The organism is Mycobacterium sp. IDUB_39 (assembly GCF_055419205.1).
This window is the reverse complement of sequence record NZ_JBVAXF010000013.1, coordinates 43,758-64,144: the sequence shown is the minus strand read 5'-3', so window position 1 is coordinate 64,144 and position 20,387 is coordinate 43,758. Positions and strand designations below refer to the sequence as shown.

Annotated in this window: 20 protein-coding genes; 15 read left to right on the top strand and 5 right to left on the bottom strand. The window is 67.1% G+C overall.

Annotated elements, in window-relative coordinates; genetic code table 11:
• The 8 genes from ACZY0X_RS30185 to ACZY0X_RS30150 all read left to right on the top strand — a co-directional run.
• A partial coding sequence (locus ACZY0X_RS30185) for an NAD(P)(+) transhydrogenase (Re/Si-specific) subunit beta (protein WP_463775649.1) occupies window positions 1–186 on the top strand: 186 nt, incomplete at its 5' end.
• Between the two features lie 254 nt (window positions 187–440).
• Entirely contained in the window at window positions 441–2,033 is a 1,593-nt protein-coding gene (locus tag ACZY0X_RS30180; protein WP_463775647.1) for a gamma-glutamyltransferase family protein, read from the top strand.
• A 79-nt stretch (window positions 2,034–2,112) separates the two neighbouring features.
• Window positions 2,113–3,312 (top strand): M24 family metallopeptidase, encoded by a 1,200-nt coding sequence (locus tag ACZY0X_RS30175; RefSeq protein WP_463775646.1) that lies wholly within the window; start codon window positions 2,113–2,115, stop codon window positions 3,310–3,312.
• A gap of 35 nt (window positions 3,313–3,347) precedes the next feature.
• Window positions 3,348–4,997, top strand: a complete 1,650-nt coding sequence (locus ACZY0X_RS30170; protein WP_463775644.1) for an ABC transporter substrate-binding protein — start codon at window positions 3,348–3,350, stop codon at window positions 4,995–4,997.
• Between the two features lie 34 nt (window positions 4,998–5,031).
• The gene (locus tag ACZY0X_RS30165) at window positions 5,032–5,982 is read left to right on the top strand and encodes an ABC transporter permease (RefSeq protein WP_463775643.1); all 951 of its coding nucleotides are present in this window, start codon (window positions 5,032–5,034) and stop codon (window positions 5,980–5,982) included.
• Window positions 5,979–6,851 carry an ABC transporter permease gene (locus ACZY0X_RS30160; protein WP_463775641.1) on the top strand — a complete coding sequence of 291 codons (873 nt, stop codon included), beginning with the start codon at window positions 5,979–5,981 and terminating at the stop codon, window positions 6,849–6,851. Before ACZY0X_RS30165 ends, ACZY0X_RS30160 begins: the two co-directional genes overlap by 4 nt.
• Window positions 6,848–7,702, top strand: coding sequence for an ABC transporter ATP-binding protein (locus tag ACZY0X_RS30155; protein WP_463775640.1), 855 nt, complete (start codon window positions 6,848–6,850; stop codon window positions 7,700–7,702). The genes ACZY0X_RS30160 and ACZY0X_RS30155 overlap by 4 nt, the downstream gene beginning before the upstream one ends.
• Window positions 7,695–8,528 (top strand): ABC transporter ATP-binding protein, encoded by an 834-nt coding sequence (locus ACZY0X_RS30150; protein ID WP_463775639.1) that lies wholly within the window; start codon window positions 7,695–7,697, stop codon window positions 8,526–8,528. Before ACZY0X_RS30155 ends, ACZY0X_RS30150 begins: the two co-directional genes overlap by 8 nt.
• Window positions 8,529–8,535: 7 nt before the next feature.
• Here the strand turns inward: ACZY0X_RS30150 and ACZY0X_RS30145 are convergent, their stop codons facing one another.
• The gene (locus ACZY0X_RS30145) at window positions 8,536–9,252 is read right to left on the bottom strand and encodes a YoaK family protein (protein ID WP_463775637.1); all 717 of its coding nucleotides are present in this window, start codon (window positions 9,250–9,252) and stop codon (window positions 8,536–8,538) included.
• 38 nt (window positions 9,253–9,290) lie between these two features.
• Window positions 9,291–9,962 (bottom strand): TetR/AcrR family transcriptional regulator, encoded by a 672-nt coding sequence (locus ACZY0X_RS30140; RefSeq protein ID WP_463775635.1) that lies wholly within the window; start codon window positions 9,960–9,962, stop codon window positions 9,291–9,293.
• Window positions 9,963–10,055: 93 nt separating this feature from the next.
• Between ACZY0X_RS30140 and ACZY0X_RS30135 the strand changes: the two genes are divergently transcribed.
• A complete protein-coding gene (locus tag ACZY0X_RS30135) occupies window positions 10,056–10,394 on the top strand; it encodes a hypothetical protein (RefSeq protein WP_463775634.1) in 339 nt (112 codons plus the stop codon).
• Here the strand turns inward: ACZY0X_RS30135 and ACZY0X_RS30130 are convergent.
• Both ACZY0X_RS30130 and ACZY0X_RS30125 read right to left on the bottom strand, forming a co-directional pair.
• The gene (locus ACZY0X_RS30130; RefSeq protein WP_463775632.1) at window positions 10,391–12,652 is read right to left on the bottom strand and encodes a M20/M25/M40 family metallo-hydrolase; all 2,262 of its coding nucleotides are present in this window, start codon (window positions 12,650–12,652) and stop codon (window positions 10,391–10,393) included. The genes ACZY0X_RS30135 and ACZY0X_RS30130 overlap by 4 nt on opposite strands.
• A 73-nt stretch (window positions 12,653–12,725) precedes the next feature.
• Window positions 12,726–14,186 carry a protein adenylyltransferase SelO gene (locus ACZY0X_RS30125; protein WP_463775630.1) on the bottom strand — a complete coding sequence of 487 codons (1,461 nt, stop codon included), beginning with the start codon at window positions 14,184–14,186 and terminating at the stop codon, window positions 12,726–12,728.
• 82 nt (window positions 14,187–14,268) lie between these two features.
• On the opposite strand from ACZY0X_RS30125, the gene ACZY0X_RS30120 reads away from it, so the two are divergent.
• The 5 genes from ACZY0X_RS30120 to ACZY0X_RS30100 all read left to right on the top strand — a co-directional run bounded on the left by ACZY0X_RS30120 (window position 14,269) and on the right by ACZY0X_RS30100 (window position 18,679).
• Window positions 14,269–15,498, top strand: coding sequence for a DUF7373 family lipoprotein (locus ACZY0X_RS30120; protein ID WP_463775629.1), 1,230 nt, complete (start codon window positions 14,269–14,271; stop codon window positions 15,496–15,498).
• A 110-nt stretch (window positions 15,499–15,608) separates the two neighbouring features.
• Window positions 15,609–16,085 (top strand): SRPBCC family protein, encoded by a 477-nt coding sequence (locus ACZY0X_RS30115; RefSeq protein WP_463775627.1) that lies wholly within the window; start codon window positions 15,609–15,611, stop codon window positions 16,083–16,085.
• Between the two features lie 36 nt (window positions 16,086–16,121).
• On the top strand, window positions 16,122–16,922 hold the full coding sequence (locus ACZY0X_RS30110) for an alpha/beta fold hydrolase (RefSeq protein WP_463775626.1): 801 nt from the start codon (window positions 16,122–16,124) through the stop codon (window positions 16,920–16,922).
• Window positions 16,922–18,100 (top strand): SpoIIE family protein phosphatase, encoded by a 1,179-nt coding sequence (locus tag ACZY0X_RS30105; protein WP_463775624.1) that lies wholly within the window; start codon window positions 16,922–16,924, stop codon window positions 18,098–18,100. Before ACZY0X_RS30110 ends, ACZY0X_RS30105 begins: the two co-directional genes overlap by 1 nt.
• 180 nt (window positions 18,101–18,280) lie before the next feature.
• The gene (locus ACZY0X_RS30100) at window positions 18,281–18,679 is read left to right on the top strand and encodes a hypothetical protein (protein WP_463775623.1); all 399 of its coding nucleotides are present in this window, start codon (window positions 18,281–18,283) and stop codon (window positions 18,677–18,679) included.
• A 10-nt stretch (window positions 18,680–18,689) separates the two neighbouring features.
• Here the strand turns inward: ACZY0X_RS30100 and ACZY0X_RS30095 are convergent, their stop codons facing one another.
• Complete coding sequence (locus ACZY0X_RS30095; RefSeq protein ID WP_463775622.1) at window positions 18,690–19,856, bottom strand: hypothetical protein; 1,167 nt, start codon at window positions 19,854–19,856, stop codon at window positions 18,690–18,692.
• Window positions 19,857–19,969: 113 nt separating this feature from the next.
• On the opposite strand from ACZY0X_RS30095, the gene ACZY0X_RS30090 reads away from it, so the two are divergent.
• The gene (locus ACZY0X_RS30090; RefSeq protein WP_463775620.1) at window positions 19,970–20,374 is read left to right on the top strand and encodes a VOC family protein; all 405 of its coding nucleotides are present in this window, start codon (window positions 19,970–19,972) and stop codon (window positions 20,372–20,374) included.
• Window positions 20,375–20,387 lie beyond the last annotated feature (13 nt).

Here is a 20,387-nt window from a genome sequence, read left to right as displayed (position 1 = left end):
CCGATTCATGGGATGCCGATCCTCAACGTCGACGAGTCGCGTTCGGTGATCGTGCTCAAACGCTCCATGTCCTCGGGCTACGCCGGCATCGAGAACCCGCTGTTCTTCCTCAACCACACCTCAATGCTGTTCGGGGACGCCAAGAAATCAGTCTCCGAGGTCATCGAAGAACTCAAAGCCCTCTAACCACTCCCAGCACGACCACACACAAACTCGCACCCAACCTGATGGTTGGGTGCGAGTTTGCGTCTGTGCACAGTGAGGTCTACCTGCGGTAATGCCGCGGCGGGGATCGGATGTTGCGCGAGCCCTTCCCTAAGGTCCGATGGTGGCCTATCATTCGATAGGCTGAAAATGTGACCGCCGACACCTTCCCGAAAACCGGCAAGGCTATTGCGGCGGCGGCCACGTTGAAGATCTCAAGAGGAGTAGCGTCGACCTTGTCTCCATCGTCCGGTACGGCGTCCTTCACTGGTGCCATCGCAGCTCCGCACGCCCTCGCATCCGAAGCCGCCCTGCGCGTGTTCCGCGGCGGCGGCACTGCGATCGATGCCGCGATTGCGGCCGCGGCGGTGCTCACCGTGGTCTATCCGCACAACGTTGCTCTCGGCAGTGACGTGATCGCGCTGGTCCGCACGCCCGATGGTCGGGTGACGTGCGTCAACGCGTCGGGTCCCGCGGCGAGGCGCACCGACACCGCCGCCGTGCGCACGGCCTTCGGCAGGAGTCTGCCCGCGCGTGGTGCACAGGTCGTGACAGTTCCCGGCGGTGTTCGTGGGTGGGAGACGTTGCGCACCTTCGGTTCTCGATACTCGTGGTCCGACACGCTGGAGGCGGCCGAGGAGGCCGCCTCGCGCGGGGTGGCAGTCTCGGCGTCGCTGGCCAGCCACCTGACTCACCCCGAGAACGCGGATCTGCATGGCACACCGGACTTCGACCGCGTGTTCCGCCCGGGCGGGGCGAGTCTTCGATCGGGCGAGCTGTTGCGGCAGCCCGAACTTGCGGCGACGTTCCGGCGCCTACGCGAGCACGGCCCCGACGAGTTCTACCTCGGTGAGAGCGCCACCAACAGCCTCGCCCATCTGGCCTCTCGGGGCTCGCTTCTGGCCATGGACGACTTCGCGGACTTCACACCAGAGACTGTCGCGCCGATCGAGGCGGCGTTCGGCGACCTCACCGTCGTCACCAGCCCGCCGAACACGCATGGCTTCATCCTGCTGCGAGTCCTGCGTGCCGTGGAGGAACTCGGTATCTCCGACCCTCTGGGGGCGGATTTCGGTACCCTCATGCGACTCTTCCACCAGGGCAACGCACTTCGTGACCGCTACCTGGCTGATCCCCGTCACGCCGAGGTGGACGTCGATGCGCTCATCAACTCGGATCTGCGGGCGATGGCAACCGTGGGCGCCGGCGCCGGAGAGCCCGCGCTCGTACCCCATGGCGACACCGTCGGAATAGCCGCCGCCGACAGCGACGGCTTCGCGGTCTCATTGATCCAGAGCGTGTACCACGCTTTCGGGTCGGGATTGATCGACCCCAAGACCGGGATTCTGTTCCACAATCGCGGAACCAGCTTCTCGCTCGACACCGACTCACCCAACGTGCTGGCGGCAGAGAAGCGGCCCCTCCACACGCTCATGCCGGCCATGACGCTGCGCGGCGGGTCAGTGCGCCACGTGCTGTCGACGATGGGCGGGCAGGGCCAGCCCCAGGTGCTCGGCCAGATCCTCCTCCGTGCAACGGCCGGAGCCACCGCCCAAGATGCCGTGGCGGCCCCGCGTGGAATCGTCGGCCTGCAAAGCGACGGCTGCATTCTCGACTCGGTCTCCCTGGAGTCCGATATCGCCGCGCCTGCACGCGAGTCGGTTGCACGCAGCGGCTTGTTCTTCCACGAGGTGCCGCCTCGCAGCGAGGTGCTCGGGCAGGCCAACGTCGTCTTCGCCGATGAAGACGGCGTCATGACGGCAGCGTCTGACCCGCGCTCAGACGGTGCCGCCGTGATCGCTCACTACCCCCGGCACGACCCGAGTTAGGGCGACGGCCAATGTCTAAGAGGCAGAATAGATTCGACCGACCGGTGCCCGGGGCACGAACGGATGAGGAGTGATGAGCGTGAGTACCCCTACCAATCCGCTGACCAACCCGCCCCCGATCGCGGAAGCCGAGTACCACCAACGGCTGGCGAGATTGCGCCAACTCTTGGACGTCGCCGGCGTCGACGCGATCGTCATCTGGGCGCGCGGCGGCGGCACCGTCGAGCGGTTCGCCAATGTGCAGTACCTATGCGGTCACTACCCCTTCTTCCCGATCATTCGCGACGTTCCGGGCGCCTGGGCCGACCGCGGGTACGCGGCACTCGTGGTGACGCAGGACGAATCGGTGCTGTGCTCGGACGACGAAGCTGCCGCGCCCTATGCCGTCACCGATCACCGCTTTCTTGACTCCAGCGGACAGACACTCGGGGATCTCGTGGCCGAGGTGCTCGCAGGCGTACGCCGACGCATTGCGGTCTGCGGCGCCGACACCATGACGGCACGGCAGTTCGGTCACCTCGAAAAGGCGGCTGCCCCAGTTGTTGACGGCGAGATCCTGGTCGCCGACGACCTCGTCGAGCACTTGCGCTCCATCAAGTCCAGCGCCGAGATCGCCCTGTTGGAGCACGCCGCGACCATCGCCGACGCATCCTTCCGGTTCGCGCTGGAGACCCTGCACGCCGGGGTCAGCGAGGCCGAGGTCACCGCGGCGCTGATCGCCGAGGCAACCAGGCGGGACGCCGTCGTTGCCAACGCATTCGTGACGACATTCGGCGACGCGTCCGGGACCGAGCATGTCGGTGCCCCCACCTGGACACAACGGCGCCTCGCCGCCGGTGACCTCTTCACCGTCGACTTCAGCGGGGCCTACCGCGGCTACTTCTACGACCTGGCCCGCAGCCGCGTCATCGACCGCGCCCCGACGGACGCCCAGGCCGGAGCATTCGAACTCGCCCGTGACTCGGTGAACGCCGCCGTCGCAGCCTCGGTGCCAGGCGCCACGGTGGCCGATGTGGCGCGAGCAGCCGACGACCTACTGCGCCAACAGAACTACGACTTCGCCGCGGCCGAGTTCAAAGCTGGCGGTCACGGTATCGGGCTCGGCTTCGAGGCGCCGTGGATCCGTGACGACAACCTGCGTCCGATCGAGGTCGGCATGACGCTGGCGCTGGAGCGCTTCGTCATCCGGGACGGGACGGGCGCGACCTTCGAACGCAACATCGTGGTGACAGAGCACGGGCCCCGTGACCTCGCACCCGTCATCGACATCTGGCAGTAAACCAAAAACCGATCTGCACGACCCAGGGAGCCGACATGCTGATGAAGAAGTCAGGGACCGCGCTATTGGCGGCCACACTCACCGTGGCCGCGGGCTTGGCCGGTTGCTCGACCGACCGCCCACCAGCGGGCGCCCCGCAGGGGGGTGCGGGGCAGATGGAGGAGATCTTCACGACTCCCGCGGCGAAGGGCCCGATCGACGCGTTCACGTGGAACCTCGCCACCGGTGAACCGGCATCACTCGACTGGACGCGCGCGTACGCCGATTCGGAGAACACGGCCCTGGCCAACATGTGCGAGAGCCTCATGGTGCAGAACGAGGACATGACCCTGAAGCCGGGCCTGGCGGAGCGGGTGGACCGGCCGAACGACACAACGCTGGTCTTCACCGTCCGGCCGGGAGTCACGTTCTGGAACGGAGCACCGCTCACCGCTGACGATGTGGCGTTCAGCCTCTCCAGGAATCTCGACGCCAAGGTCGGTTCCTACTGGGCGGAACCGTTCTTCGACAACGTGACGTCGATCGAGGCGACGGCCGCCGATCAGGTCACGGTCCATCTCAAGCAGCCCGATGCCCTCTTCGAGCGCATCCTCGCCACGGCCGCCGGCGTCGTCGGGAACAGGCAGTTCGTGGAAGCCGCCGGGCCGGCGTACGGCACCGCCCGCGGCGGGATCATGTGCACAGGTCCGTTCGCGCTGGACACCTGGAAGCCGGGCAGCAGCATCACGATGCGGAAGAACGCCGACTACTGGAACCAGGACCGCAGCGCCCTGGCCGACCGTGTCACGCTGACGTTCGTCACCGACGAGTCCACGATCACCAGCAGCCTGCTCTCGGGCGATATCGATGGAACCTATCGAACCCCGCTGTCATCGATGGAACCGCTTCGGACGTCGGGCAAGGGGAACTTCTACCTCGGCGCCAGCACCGACTGGCTCGCCATCCGGCCCACCGAGAAGGCCGGGCCGATGCAGGATGTGAACGTTCGGCGCGCACTCAGCATGGCCTTCGACCGTGAGGCGATTGTGAACGGTGTCTACCGCGGCACCGCGCAGGCCTCCACATCGCCGATTCAGCCGGGGGCGTGGGGATACAGCCGCAATCTGTGGGAGGCCGCTGCCTCGAAGTACGCCGACCCGGCACGGGACCTCGACGGCGCGCGCAAGCTCGTTGCGGATAAGAGCCTTGGCGGACAGTCGATCTCGGTCGCCTACCCCACTGAGTTGGAGGCGGAGTCCAAGACCGCCGAACTGCTCGCCGACGCCGCGCGAGAGATCGGCCTCGACGTCAAGCTGGTTCCCCTGCCCGTCACGTCATTCACCAACCTGTACTTCGACAAGGCGGCACGCGCCGAGTACGACGCCTTCATCGTCGTCGAGTACGGCGCCGGAGTCGCCGACCCGATCGTCTCGCTCAGTGAGTTCACCCCCCAGAGTGCCTATGACTACGGACAACTCAAGGCCCCAGGGGTCACGGACAACGTCACCGCCGCATTCACGACACTCGATGACGACGCCCGGGCGAAACTTCTCCTGGACGCCGAGTCCGCGCTTGTCGACAACGTCGGCCTCATCAACGTCGCCAACCCGAGAATCCCGATGTACATGGGCGACCGGATCACCGGCGCGACCGCCTCAATAGCGTTCCTGTACTTCCCGTGGGCGGCCAGGATCGGGGCCGCGTGATGCGCGCCCAGGGGCTCGACGCCTCGGACTCGACGTGACCCGCTTCATCGCAACGCGCCTGGCCGAGGGAGTGCTGACGCTGCTGCTGTCGTCGTTCCTCATCTTCGGCGCGTTGTATGTCGCCCCAGGCGATCCGCTGGCGTACCTGATCGGAAACCGCACGCTGTCACCCGAGGCCATCGCGGTGCTTCGCGAGCAGTACCACCTCGACGATCCGTTCCTGACCAGGTGGATCAGCTGGCTTGGTGACATCCTGACCGGACAGTTGGGCCAGTCGATCAACTACCGCGACGACGTGTGGAACCTTCTCGGGCCGCGTATGACGACGACGGTGGCGCTGATTGCGTACTCACTGGTGGTCATCGTCATCGTCGGCGTCGGGCTCGGCATCGTGGCGGCCCTGGCCCGCCGCTCGATCAGCGACGTCATCCTCGGACTCACATCTGTCGGCGTCGCGGTGCCCTCGTTCGTCGCCGCCGCCGTGCTGATCTTCGTGTTCGCCGTCGAACTCGGCTGGTTCCCCACCTTCGGGTCGGGTGAGGGCTTCGTCGACCGTCTGCATCATCTGACGCTCCCGGTGCTGGCACTCACACTGGCGTCCTGCTCGTACGTCATCCGAGTGACACGGGCGGCGCTGAAGGAGGAGGCCGCCCGCGACCACGTTCGCTCCGCGACGGCGCGAGGACTTCCGACCCGCACCATCGTGACCAAACACATCCTCCGAAACGGACTGACTCCCGTTGCCACGGTGGTGGGTCTCACCCTGACCAGCCTCATCGTCGGATCGGTTGTGGTGGAGCGCGCCTTCGCCCTCGACGGCATCGGCTCACTCCTCACCGAGGCCGTCGCCAAGAAGGACTTCGCCGTGGTTCAAGCCGTCTGTCTGCTCCTGATCACAGTCGTCGTGATCGTGGTGCTCATCGTCGATGTACTTCAGGTCGTCATAGACCCCCGCGTACGCAGCAGGGTCGGAATCAAGTCATGACTGCCATCTTGATGGAGTCGCTGCGCCGCCGGCGCCCGGCCAACAAGCACCGCAACGGATTTGGCGTCGCCGGCATGGTGGCCACCGGGGTCATCGCGGTCGTCGTACTCCTGGCCCTGTTCGCACCCCTGATCGCGTCCCACGATCCGTCGGCCGTCGACTTCGCGCGCACCTATCGTCCGACCGAGCCGGGCGCGCTTCTGGGCACCGACGGTTCGGGCCGCGACATCGCCAGCCGACTGCTGTACGGCGCGCGGTCGAGCCTGCTCGGACCGACCATCGTCGTGCTGATCTCGGCTTCGGTGGGAACGGCGCTCGCGCTCATAGCCGCCATGTGCGGCGGGTGGGTCGACCGCGTGCTGAGCCGGTTGTTCGACGTCGGTTTCGCGTTCCCCGGTCTACTGCTGGCCATCCTCGCCGTCGCGGTTCTCGGACCCGGATTCACCACCGCTGTGATGGCCCTGGCCATTTCGTACATCCCGTTTGTGGGGCGGATCGTGCGCAGCGTGGCGATCGGGGAGATGTCGCTGCCCTACATGACGGCGTTGGTGACGATCGGTCAATCCCGTTGGCGAATGGCGCTGCGCCACCTGCTACCCGCCGTGACGCCGACCCTGCTCGCGCAGGCCACGATCTGCTTCGGCTACGCGCTGGTGGACCTCGCGGCACTGTCCTACCTGGGCCTTGGTGTGCAACCGCCGGGATCGGACTGGGGGCTGATGGTGTCCGAGGGGCAACGCGGACTGCTGCAGGGGTACTGGGAGGAATCCCTCTATGCCGGCATCGCCCTGGTGATCGTGGTGACCTGCGTGTCGCTCGTGGGTGACCGCATCGCCGACCGTGCCAGCATCGGTGGTGACCGACGATGAGCGCTCTGCTGCAAGTCGATCGGCTGAGTGTGACGATGCCCGACGGCACCGTCGCGCTCGATGACGTGTCCTTCACCATCGGTCGCGGCGAGATCGTCGGATTCATCGGCGAATCCGGCTCCGGCAAGAGCACGACCGCCAATGCGATCGCCAGACTGCTCCCCTCGGGGGCGACCACGACCGGCAACATCCTGTTCGACGGCCACGACGTGCTGCGACTCACGCCTCGCGAGCTCAGCCGGTTCCGGGACGTCGACCTCGGGATGGTGTTCCAGGATCCGCGAGCCGCCGTCAACCCGGTGGCCCGGGTCGGCGAATACGTGACCGAGGCGCTGCGGGTGAATCGCCGCATGTCGCGATCCGCTGCCCGGCAGCGTGCCGTGGAACTCTTCACCGAGGTCGGAATTCCCGATCCCGAGCGCCGGCTTGACGAGTACCCGCACCAGTACTCGGGCGGCATGCTGCAACGGGCGGTGATCGCGGCCGCGTTGTCGACCAACCCCGGGCTCCTGCTCGCCGACGAGGCCACGACGGCGCTTGACGTGACACGCCAAGCCGAGGTCGCGGCCATCCTGCGACATGCGTGTCGAGAGCGTGAGCTCGGCCTCATGTTCATCACGCACGACCTCGAACTCGCCGGTGCGCTGTGCGATCGCGTCTGTGTGATGTTTCGCGGGCGGATCGTCGAGCAGATCGCCGCGGGCGATCTGCACACCGGTGCCCAACATCCCTATACCGTCGCGCTTCTCAGATCGCGGCCATCAATCGACGAACGTCCGCATCGCCTCCCGGTCATCACTGCCGAGGACCGCGAGACGTTCTCAACCGGTGCGGAGGAGATCCATGACTGACGCGAGCACACCGGACCCGCTCATCGAGGTATCCGACGTCTCGCGCATATTCACGCGTCGGGGCGTCGAGACCCGCGCGGTGGACGGGGCGTCGTTTCGGATGCTCCCCGAACGCGATCTGGGCATCGTCGGCGAATCCGGTTCGGGGAAGACCACTCTGGCCCGGATCATCATGGGCCTGGAGTCCGTGACCACGGGCACGGTCCGTGTGCTGGGACGTGACGTCACCAAGCCGGCGACGACACGGCGGGCACGCCGCGATCGCGCCCGCCTGATGCAGATGGTGTTCCAGGATCCCTACGGCTCGCTGGATCCGCGTGCGACCGTGCGCGAATGCCTCGACGAGGTGCTGCGCCTCCATCCGCCGGGTAACGGTATGACCCGTAGCGCCCGCATCGAGCAGCTCAGCGACCTCGTCGGGTTGTCCGCGGCACAGCGTGAACGAACCCCGCGCGAGTTGTCCGGTGGTCAGTGCCAGCGAGTTGCCATCGCCCGCGCGATTGCAGTCGAGCCTCGTATCATCATTCTCGACGAAGCCGTTGCGGCATTGGACATCTCGATCCAGGCTCAGATCCTGAACTTGCTGGCCGACCTCCGCACCGAACTCGGCACGGCCTACCTGTTGATATCGCATGACCTGGCCGTCGTCCGTCAGCTCACAGAGGACGTCGTGGTGCTGCATCACGGCAGAGTGGTCGAGGCCGGCGCCACTGACCTGGTGCTGCGCGACCCTCGTGACCCTTACACCCAGCGGCTGAAGGCCAGCATTCCCAGCCCGGCATGGCGTCAGCCCGGTGTGCTCGAACAGCTGTCGTCGACCGGGTGAGCCTGACCTAGGCGGTCTTGGCCGCGCCGTTCCAATAGCGGTGTCCCACAAGCGCAGTCACAAGCGTGGCGGCCGCCGCCAGGTAGACCGGGACACTGATGTGGATCTTCATCATCAAACCGCCGGCCAACGCACCCGCGAAGATCGCGACGACGGCCCACAGTCGGCGATGCCGCAGCGCGGCGAATCCGCCGAGGAAGAGTGTCTCGCTCGCGTAGGACGTGATCGTGGACGTCACGACGACGGTGGTCATATCGGTCACCGCGAGGACACGCGCGGTACACGCCTGAGCGCCCATGACGACGGCGATGGTTGCGGCGACTAGGACGCCGGTGACGGTAGCGCCCGCATCCGGAACGAAGACCAGGACCGTCGCCACGGAGGCGAGCACGACGGCATTGAGCAGGATCGTGGCCGTGATCACCGTGTTCCAGCCGCTGCGACGGCCACGCAGCATCCTGCCCGCCGCGGCGGCACCAATCACATAGCCGAACAGGGCGATCAGAGGCCCGGCGACGGGCAGGCCGTCCTCCGCGGCGATGCCCATTCCGAGGATGACGACGTTGCCTGTCATGTTTCCGGTGAAGACGCGATCCAGGCCGAGGTAGCCGACCGCGTCGAGGGCTCCGGTGACCACTGTCAGCGTCATCATCAGCCATAGATGCAGATGTCGTCGTACGAAGGCGCTACCTCGCACGGCGGGGGCAGCTTGGACTGGACACATCGGCGCAGTCTATCGAACGATAGGGAGTTGTCGGATGCCTATGGGCTCGTTCGAGGTTCATTCAGCCGAGCGGACGTGGCTTCGCGGATGCCCGCAAGGCGGGACTGATCCTCAAGCAGGGAGCGCAGTAGGAACGAAGCAGCCTGAAGCGGTCGGTCGATACGCATCTCACCGGCAGGTCCGCCCTGTTCGCGCAGGGTTTCGAAGAGTACGCCGTTGATCGCCCGCACCACGAAGCTCGGCTCCACTGCGACGAACTCTCGTGCCTCGCGACCGCCTTCGATCACCTGCTCGAGCTGGCCGTGGAACAGCGCGATGCCCTCGCGCTCGGCTGCGAACTCGTCCAATGCGAGCACAGCGTCCTGGTACAGACCTCGCGCATCGAAGGGTTGTTGCAGGATCTCGCGGACGTCGTACGCAATGGACAGGTGCAATTTCTCGGCCCAGCTCGTGTCCTCGCTCAATCGCTCGTTCATCCGGGCGATCGACGGGCCCAGATCAAGTTCGATGAGGGTCCGGAAGATCTCGTGCTTGGCCTGGAAGTGGTGAAACAGCGACGGCTGCTTGATATGTACCGCCTCGGCGATGTCACGCGTCGAGGTACCGAAGTAGCCGCGTTGCGCGAAGAGGACCGAGGCCTCCAGCAGAATCCTTCCCCGCGTCGATGACCAGTCCACGACGGGGAGCCGCCAATTCTGCACGTACTTCACCGAAACACTGTGGCACACGACAGTGGATACCACGTACACACCGGTCGCCGGTGTCGGGTCGCCGGGTCTGGCTATCCTCCAGGAGTGCCTTTGGTGGAGATCACCTACGCGTCGTCGGTAACGCCTGGTGAACTGGAGCGACTGCAAGAGCTTCTGCCGCATGCGGTGAGCGTCGCTGTCAATTGTCCCGAGGAGCCGTACGTTCCGGGGACCTTGCGGCCTGGAGATGTGGATCTCCGCTTCCGGAAAAGGGGTGAATGGGACACCGGCGGTCTCGACATCGTGGTCGAGGTGCGGTCGAAGTGGACGGCGTCCCGAGTGGATTCCAGGCAAGCGCGTGTCGATGGGCTGCATGAGGCGATCGCTGATGCGGTCGACCACGACGTTGGCGTGTTTCTGCAGTTCCCGGTCGCAGCGTGGTCGGAGGGTTAGATGGTGGGTGTCGTGAACACCGCACTTTCGCTGTCTTGCATCAGAAACATGTCCGCGGGTGGTGGTTCGAAGGCCGGCAGTCCGGAATCGGGAAGCCACAGGTAGTCGCTGACGCGCAGCGTCAGCGGACCGGAGGGTGCAACGATCTCCACCTCTAAACCCTCTGGAGGCGGGGCGTAGAAGCGGAAGCCGTCCGAGGGTACCGGTGTGATATCTCGGCCAGCCACGGTCAGGGAACGGATGTCGGCAGCCTCGAAATGAACTCCGATAGCGGTCGCGCCGCGCAATGACCGCAGCCGCAGTCTCAGCCGTCGAGCGTCGGACTTGACGGTGTCTGACGTGATGTCGACCGCTGGTGCCGGAAGGTCTGCGGCAGAGGCGGGTCCGCTGTGGGACGTCTCAGTCCACAGTTCGCCAAACGGTCCCTCGGGGGACGCGTCGGAAACGAAACCACCACTCCATCGATCCGGTGGTGTCCGCGATATCCACTGTGCGGAGGCGTTGTCGGCGTCGAGTGCGTACTTCAGCTCGGACGGCATCGGATGTGATTCATCGAAACGATCCACCGCGAGCCCTGTCGCCGCCAATACGAGCACGAGCGCCAGCGGCACCGCGGGCAGTAAGCAGGCGTAACGCCGCGAGCGCGGGGCTCCCGGCGGCCCGACCTCGAGTAGAGGCAGCATCAGCCCGGTGAGCAGCACCACGGCAGGAACGACCCCGAATGGTGCTGTGCCAACGCCTAACTGAATGCTCGGCCAGACGCTTCCGCTGAGGAAGATTGCTGCCGGGACCAGTGCGACAGTCATCGCCACCAGGTGCCCTCGACCCGCTGTGTACGTGATCAGCCAACCTGCGAGGGCTGCCACAGCGGGGATCACCAACACGTGGCCGGCGGTGGGCACGGTGAAGGACAGCAGCGCGCCAGAGACCACAACGCAACACAGCATTCCCAGCGCAGTCGGCCTGGAGCCGAACCATCTGCGCGACAACACGTACCACGTCAGCAGCACGGCCACGGCGAGCAGCACCATGGCCCCGTAGTACGGCCATGGGCGGTACGGATCGGCCAGCTGGGTATAACCGGGACGGATTGTCGTCAGTAACCACCAAAGGCCGAAGGTCGTCGCCACGGCGATGGCCGTCGCGGCCAGCGCGGTCACGGCAGCCGCCAGCACGCGTGTGAGCGTGGCCTCGCCCGCACGTCGCGCCAACTCAACGACAACGGCCAATCCGACCAGCGCGAGAACCGCGAGGGCGATTGTCACCCAGGAGGGGAACACGAGGAGTAGACCTGCGGGCAGCTGGAAGTACGACCGATTGCGATCGTCGCTGAGCGATGCCAGGTCGCGCTGTCCCAGTTCCCGCGTCAGCGCAATTGTGTTGTCGCCCATCTGCTGCACCGTTGCCAGATTGACATGGGCGGGGTCGTCCAAGCGGTTGTGGTAGTAGGCTCCGCCGCCGACGTACGCCCAATCCAGCACCGCCAGCCCACCCGGGTCGAACGCTGCGAGGTCCGTGGTGCTGGACGTCAGGCTGGTGCCAAGCGCCGTCGACAACGAGTCCGCCGCCGGATGAGGCGCGGCGCCTTCGACGGCTCCGATCAGACCCCCGTCCGGCGCGGTGATCCGCCAGAGCAACGGCGGACCACCAGCACCGCGCGCCTCATGGTTGATCACTATCCCCGGTTGTGTGCTCTGCGGCAGGGCGTGCACGAAGGCCTCGGCGCCGAGCAGGCCGGGTTCCTCACCGTCGGTGAGCAGCACGACCACGTCGTTGCGCAGCGTGATTCCCGGGCTGCGCAGCGCCCGCACAGTCTCCAGTACCGCCGCGACTCCGACACTGTCATCGTTGGCGCCGGGCCCGGAGGGAACCGAGTCGTAATGCGCCGCAAGGTAGATCGTGCCAGAAGGATCTGAACCCGGCACCCGCGCAATGATGTTGGAGACGTGGCCGACGGAGAGCGTGTCGCGGTCGATGCCTTCGGGCCACCGTCCGACCCCTTCGTGAACTTCGGGCTCCAACCCGATGTCTCTGAGTTCGTTGACGAGGCGCTCGCGAACACGGGCGTGTGCGGGTGTGCCCATCGGGTGCGGTTCGCGCGCTATGTCCTGCACAATCCGGAACGCCCGCTCGGCGCTGAAGTCCCCGGCGGGAGCGGTTGACCCCTCCTGCCCTCGGGCTTGTTGATCCATGCCGACCGCGACCGCGATCAGTAGCAGGAACGCCAATGCGATGAACTGTTTCGCCTGATCGAGCACGACCCCGAGACTACGGACACAGACTTCGGTGCAGAAGACGGCGATCTCGGCAGGGAAAGTGGCGCGGGGAAAGCTAGGTGCCGCAGAAGGTTTGGTAGTCGCCGAAGTCCGGCGGGGCCGGCTGGGCGAAGCGCTCCAGTCCGGGGCGCTCGTCGTACGGGGCGCTGACCGCCTCCAGCAGATACTGAAGCGGCGCCAGGTCGTCGGCGGTGGCCGCGGCGAGGGCCTCCTCAACGAGGTGATTGCGCGGGATGTACAGCGGGTTCACTCGGTCCATCGCATCGGCATCGGTGGCAAGGGGAGCCCAGCGCGCCAGCCACGCATCGATTCCCGCCAAGTCGATGAACAGACCCCGGGCCGGTTCGGTGTCGCCTCGGACCGCCGCACTCAGCGACCGGAAGAACGTCGTGTAGTCGACGGGGCTCTGGGAGAGCAGGTCGAGCAGATCGCGGTTGAGCGCGGTGAAGACCTCGTCGTCGACGTCGGGCCGCAGACCGAGCTTGGCGCGCATCCCGGCCGACCACGCCCGCTCGTACTGCGGGCCGAACGCACCGAGGGAGGCCGTGGCGACCTTGATCGCACGATCCGCGTCGTCGTCGATCAGCGGTAGCAGCGTCTCGGCGAACCGGGCGAGATTCCACGCCGCGATGGCGGGCTGGTTGCCGTAGGCGTAGCGGCCGGCGTAGTCGATGGAGCTGAAGACCGTCACCGGGTCGAAGTCCTCCATGAACGCGCACGGTCCATAGTCGATGGTCTCACCCGAGATCGTCATGTTGTCGGTGTTCATCACGCCGTGCACGAAGCCAACGAGCATCCACCTGGCGATGAGTTCCGCCTGCGCCGAGACCACCGAGTCGAACAGTGCGACATAGCGATTCGGGGCGTTAGCGGCGGCCGGGTGATGCCGGGCGATGGCGTGATCGGCCAATCGTCGCAGCACATCGCGGTCACCGTGGTTGGCCGCGTACTGAAAGCTGCCCACTCGCAGGTGGCTGGCGGCGACCCGGGCGAGGACCGCTCCGGGAAGCGCGGTGTCGCGGTACACCTGACCGCCCGTCGCGACGACGGCCAGCGACCGCGTGGTCGGGATTCCCAGCGCGTGCATCGCCTCGCTGATCACGTACTCCCGCAGCATCGGTCCGACCGCGGCGAGGCCGTCGCCGCCGCGTGAGAACGGGGTGGCGCCCGAGCCCTTCAGTGCGAGATCACGAAGACCGTCGTCAGTCCTGAACTCGCCGAGGAGTAACGCGCGCCCGTCGCCGAGACGCGGGACGAAACCGCCGAACTGGTGGCCCGCATATGCCTGGGCCACCGGCGTGGCACCGTCGGGCACGGAGTTGCCGAGCAGGAATCGCAGCCCATCCGCGCTGCGCAGCCACGCGGGATCGAGGCCGAGATCGTCGGCGAGCACATCGTTGAGGACGAGCAGTCGCGGATTGTCGGCCGTCGCGGCCTGCCATCGGATCGACATCTCCGGCAACTCGCGCGCGAAGAAGTCGTCAAGTGCGATGGAGGCACCCGGTGCAAGGCTCACATGACCCAGGGTACGGACGACACCCGAATGCCCTGGCGTGAACGGCCAACACATCTGGGCCGTCCCGATAGGTTTACCGACGATGAACCGACGAGAGAGCACCACGATGCGGCGCGCCACGAGAATCGGTGCAGCCCTGGCCGGAGCGCTGATGATCGCCGCATGCGGCGGCCCGACCGAGCAGGCAACCCCGACACCTGAGCAGCAGCCCGCACCGGCACCCGCGCCGATCGTCAGCCCCGACAAGCTCGACGTGGGCGGTTATCCGACCACGCCCCGGCCTGCACTGGGCGTCGCGGGCAACGCCCCGGCCGGGATCGTCGCCGAGGCCCAGCACATGGCCGACTTCGTCGTGGGCCCGTGGGACGTCGACCCCGACATGGTCCACCCGTACCTGTCGAGCACGTACCTCATCACCGCACCGGCGGCGCTTGAGCAGATCGGACCGGCGACCGTCGCGGTGGCCGCCGAGCAACGTGGCATGGTCGGCGGGTTCGTGTCGGCTCGGCAGGCCCCCGACAAGAGCATCCTGGTCAACGGGGTGCTGCGGTTCCCGGACCCGGCCGCCGCCACCGCAGCCGCGGGCGAGATGAGTCAGGCCGCCGCGCAGCAGTCGATCCAGGGTGCCACCCCGACGAGCACCGCGATCCCCGGTCATGCCGACGCTGTCGCATCCACCTATCCGTTCACACCGCACGGCTCGGAACGGCCGTGGGCGGCCGTTCGATCATTCACACCGCGCGGGCCGTTCGTGCTCATGCAGATGGCCCAGTCGATCGACGGACTCGACCCCGCCGCGGGCATGGTGGCCAAGGCGATCGACCTGCAGGGGCCGCTGATCGACCAGTTCACCCCGACCCCCATCGAAGCGCTCGCGGATGTCGCGCTGGATCCCACCGGGTTGCTGGTCCGGACGATTCCCGCCGAGGCGGGTACCGCCCCGGCAAGCAAGAACGCCGCCTACAGCCCCCGCGGGGCCGTGCACTTCCAGAGCAATCCGGTCGGCTCGGCCACGCTGTTCGACGACGCCGGAGTCACCGTCGTCGCGATGGGAGAGGCGAACGTCTATGAGGCCAAGGATGCGCCGTCGGCGAGCCTGGTCGCCAACTCGTTCGGCAAGGAGGTCTCGGTCGACGGTGTGAGCGCGGCTGACCCCGTACCGGCACTCCCCGGCAGTCGCTGCCTGCAGTTCCCGAAGGGCTTCTATTGCGTCGCCTCGGGTGATCGGTACGCCATCGAGGTTCAGGCCGAGCAGTTGAAGGATGCCCACCAACAGGTGGCCGCGCAGTACGTCTTGCTCACCGCCCACTGACCGCACCGCCGGGTTTCGTCGCCAGCACCTCCGGGTAGGTGACACGGCAGCGGGCCGACTATCGATCACTCGGTGGCCGAGCCCGCTGCGGCGGTGAGAGGTGTTATCCGATGTCCGATTCCGACGATGCAGATAGTTCATTGACGGTGAAGCGGGACATCGCGGCCACACGGCAGCGCGTGTGGGACGTGCTGGCCGACGGTTGGACCTATTCGCAGTGGGTGGTGGGTAACAGCCGGATGCGTGCAGTCGACTCCGACTGGCCGACGTCGGGTGCCACCATCGAGCACTCCCTTGGAGCGTGGCCCGTCCTGCTGGACGATATGACCGTCGTCGAGGAGTCCGTACCGCTCGAGCGCTTGGTGCTGTTGGCCAAGGGCAGACCGTTCGGAAAGGCACGGATCACCCTGCGGTTGTCCGACATCGAGGATGGATGCCGCATCGAGATGGCGGAGGTGCCCGTCGGCGCGCCGCTCGGCTGGCTGCCCAAGCGGCTCGCGCTTGCCGCCGCGGCCCCCCGCAATCGTGAGTGCACGAGGCGCCTGGCATCGTTGGCAGAGCATCGCCAGCCTGAGCAGCAGGAGTAGCGACTGCCCGGTGGTGCCGAGTGCAGGGGGTGGACGGTGAATGTGCGCACACGCAACAACGTGCACGTGGTGGGGAACCCGGCCGGCCAGACAGTGGTACTCGCTCACGGTTTTGGCTGTGACCAGAACCTCTGGCGCCGCGTGACCGACCGTCTCGCACCACACTTTCGAGTGGTCCTGTTCGACCACGTCGGTTGTGGTGCAGCGGATCCGGGCGCGTGGGATGAGCAAAGGTATTCGACGCTGCAGGGGTACACCGACGATATCCTCGAGATCCTGCACGACCTGGACCTGCACGACGTCGTGTTCGTCGGGCACTCGGTGGCGGCGATGATGGGAGTACTGGCCGTCGCCGCCGATCCGGCGCCCTTCGCCAAGCTCGTTCTGCTGACACCGTCCCCGTCCTATCTCAACGACGACGGATACGTCGGAGGGTTCTCCCGGGCCGACGTCGACGAGTTGCTGGCCGCGCTGGATAGCAACTACCTCGGCTGGTCTCGGACCATGGCCCCCACCATCATGGGCACCCCGGATCGACCCGAACTCGGCGATGAGCTGGCGGACACCTTCTGCCGAACGGACCCCGCCATGGCCCGAGTGTTCGCGCGGACGACGTTCCTCTCCGACAACCGCGACGACCTGAATCGGGTCGCGGTGCCGACGCTCATCATCGAGTGTGCACACGACACGTTGGCGCCACGCGAGGTCGGTTCCTACGTGCATCGGCAGATCGAGGGCAGCGTGCTGGTCACGCTCGACGCGTGGGGGCACTGCCCGCACGTGAGCGCACCCGCAGACACGGCCGATGCGATCATCGAGTTCATCGGAACGCGTTGATGTCCGAGCACGACCTGTATCACTACGCGCCCTGCGGCATCCTCGCGATGTCACTCGACGGCACGATCACCGCCGCCAACCACACCCTCGCAACCTGGTTGGGACGCGCACCGGTGGACCTGGTCGGCCGCCCGTTCTCCGACTTCCTGACCGTCGGCGGGCGGATGTACTTCGAGACGCACCTCGCGCCGGTGCTTCAGATGGTTGGCAAGCTCAATGGCATCACGGTGGACCTGGTGGCTGCCGACGGCAGCCGGTTACCCGCGTTCGTCAGTGCAAATATCGGATACGACGCGACGGGGCGGCCCGACCTCATCCGGGTGACCGTTCAGGACGCCAGCGACAGACGGTCCTATGAACGCGAGCTGCTCGTCGAACGCCGTCGCGCCGAGGTCGCCCAGGAGCGCGCCGAGGTCCTCGCCACCACACTGCGGCGCTCGCTGCTGCCTCCGTCGCTGTCGCCACCGCCCGGCCTGCAGGCGGCGGCGTACTACCACGCTGCATCCGCTTCGGAGGTCGGTGGAGACTTCTACGATTTGTTTCCCCTCACGCGGAGCCGGTCGGCCTTCTTCCTCGGCGACGTCTGCGGAAAGGACGCCGAGGCAGCCGCGCTCACGTCGCTGACGAGGTACACGCTGCGCGCCTCAGCGGTCAACGACGACCACCCCGAGGCAGTACTGCACAGTTTGGACACGATGCTGGCCCACGAGTCCGGCGGTTACGATCCAAGGCGGTTCTGCACCGTGTTGTTCGGTGTGATCACCAAGTGCGGCGCTTGCGAGTGTCCAAGGGACTGTGCGGGTTTCGAGATCGAGATGGCCAGCGGCGGGCACCCCTCCGCTCTGCTACTGGGCGCCGACGGCGAGGCGCGGTACGTGCCCACGCCGGGCGGGCAGGCGGTTGGAATGTTTCGCAACCCGCAGTTCGCCTCCGTTGCGATCCACCTGGGTCCCGGTGACACGCTGCTCCTCTACACCGATGGCCTGACCGAGGCGCGGACCAGCGGCGACAAGGAGCGCTTCGATGATGACGGCGGGCTGTTGCGCTTCGCACGTGAGCGCTCCCCGGCCACGGCCGGGGAGATTGTCGGAGCCTTCAGCCGACTGCTGGCCGACATCGACGCCGGCGTGGACGACGACACCGCCCTGCTCGCCCTTGGCGTGCCGCCCGCGCACTGAGCCCATCAACGAGTACGGCGCCCGCGGACGCGGTTAACGACCTCATTCTCAGTTCATCCACGATGACTTCTGTGTCCATTCGCGGTCTACACAGAGCAGACCCGCGCCGGTTCGCCGACAATGGACACGGAGGACGACCATGGATGCACCGACTGACGCCACGTCTCGAGCCGTCGGCTCATGACCGCTGCGCTGAGTGTGCTCGGACGCCGCACGTGCGCGGCGCTGGCGGCGTGCTCGGCGGTGCTGCATGGCGTCGCAGTGGGTCACGCGACCGGCTCCGCGGCCGTCGTGGTGATGCTGGGGATGGCCGCGGTGTGCCTGTACTGCGCCCGCGACCTCTGGATCAGCGGGACCTCCCGCGCCTGGGTGCTGGTCGCCACCATGAACATCGCCATGGTTGCCCTTCACATGCCGACGGCAGGACACCGTCACGGCGGTGAGGTCCCGGCGAGCACCGCGGGCATGCCGGCCCCGATGGCGGTGGCGACGATGATCGCCGTCGTCGAGGTCGTCGCGGCGGTGACTGTCCTCTACCAGCGCAGCCGGGGCTCGGCGGGTCGGCTCGCCTCGCCCTGATCGCGGTCCGTTACGACGGCGCGGCGGCGGGGATGACGTCGATCGTGTCGACGCCGGGTTTGACGGGGACGCGTCGCCCGCTGTCCTCCACGACCAGCGTTCCCGCCTCCTCCGGTGTCTCGCCGCCCTGCGGGATGATGAGCGCGCGCTGACCCGGCATGATGTCGGCGGCCTGTAGCGCCACCGTCCGCGGGTCCACCTCCTTGAGGTGGTCCTCGCCGAACTCCCACACCAGCGGGGAGTAGTAGCTCTTCGGATCGCACCGCCACGTGGCCAGGCTCAGCTCCATCGGACCCGTCTGCTGCCACCACATGCGCATCACCTGCGAGCCGGTCTGCGCGTCCGGTGCGGCGACGTCGAACGTGTGTTGGGAGCCGTCGGCGCTGGTGACCACCACGGCGGCCGTCCCGCACGTGTCGCTGGTGGGCCGGAACAGTCCGTACGCCAACCGGCTGCCGTCAGGGCTGAGGGTCGCAGCGGCCACCGGGGTGTCGGCGTCGACGACGCCGAGCGAGGTCGGCTCACCGGTGGCGCGCACCGCGTACAACGTCTCGGGACCGCCGTCGGCCGAGGACCCGGACTCCGCCCTTGCGAGCACAGCCGTGCCGCCACGAGCGGTCAGCAGCCTCGACGCAGGCACGGGTGTGATCGACACCGCGGGCAGGGCGATCTGCTGAAGCAGCGTCGGGCCCGGGGCGGTGTCGGCGAGGTCCACCTGCATCAACCGGCCCGGCTGCTCAAGCCAGACGATGGTGCTGCCGCCACCTGTGCCGATCCGCACACCGGGTGGCACGGGCACCGCGCTGGTCTTCTTCGTGGCCACCTCGATGGTGACGACGTCGCCGTCGGCGGCGTGCGCGAAGACGAACCGCCCGTCCTCGGTGGTGAGGGGATCGTTGAGCGACGCGAAGTTGCCGGGCGCCGAGGCCATGACGCTGGTCCCGTCGACTATCCCGATCTCGCCCGCCGTGCGATAGGCCAGCAGGGGTCCCGTCGGCGCCGAGCTGCTCGACGGCTGCGTCGTGCTGGTGCCCGGCGTCAGGGCCGGGGTGGTGGTGCCCAGTGACCCCGCCGGCCCATCGACCGGGGTGCCGCAGCCCGCACTCACGAGGACTCCGACGAGGACCAGAATCGTCGCAGCCGGCGGACAGCTGCGTCCCAGATGTCGTCGGCTCACCGTGTCCATGAAAGCCGAAATTGCCGGACAGGGTGAATCCGACGTCCTGCGCAGGGCCAACGCCGACGGCCACCGCGCGACGACTGTCGCAGCGTCGTGCCAAGGTGGAGTGCGTGACGACTCCGACGGGCGAAGTCCCGACCGAACCGGTGGGACGACTGGCGGCGACCTCCATCGACTGTGCCGATCCGGCCGAACTCGCGGACTTCTACGGCGCGCTGCTGGGCATGCAAAGGCTCGTGGAGACACCGGATGGCAGCGTCATCGCCATCACCGACGGCACCCAGATCCTGGCGATGATGCGTGTGGAAGATCACGTGCCACCGACCTGGCCAGGCCCGCCCCAGCGCCAGCAGATGCACCTGGACATCTCGGTCACCGACCTCGATGACGCGGTGCAACGGGCTGCCGCGCTGGGTGCCCGACTCGCCGACCACCAGGCCGGACCAACCATGTGGCGGGTGCTGCTCGACCCCGCCGGGCACCCGTTCTGTCTCACGACGGTGACCGCAGGCTGACCGCCTATCCTCA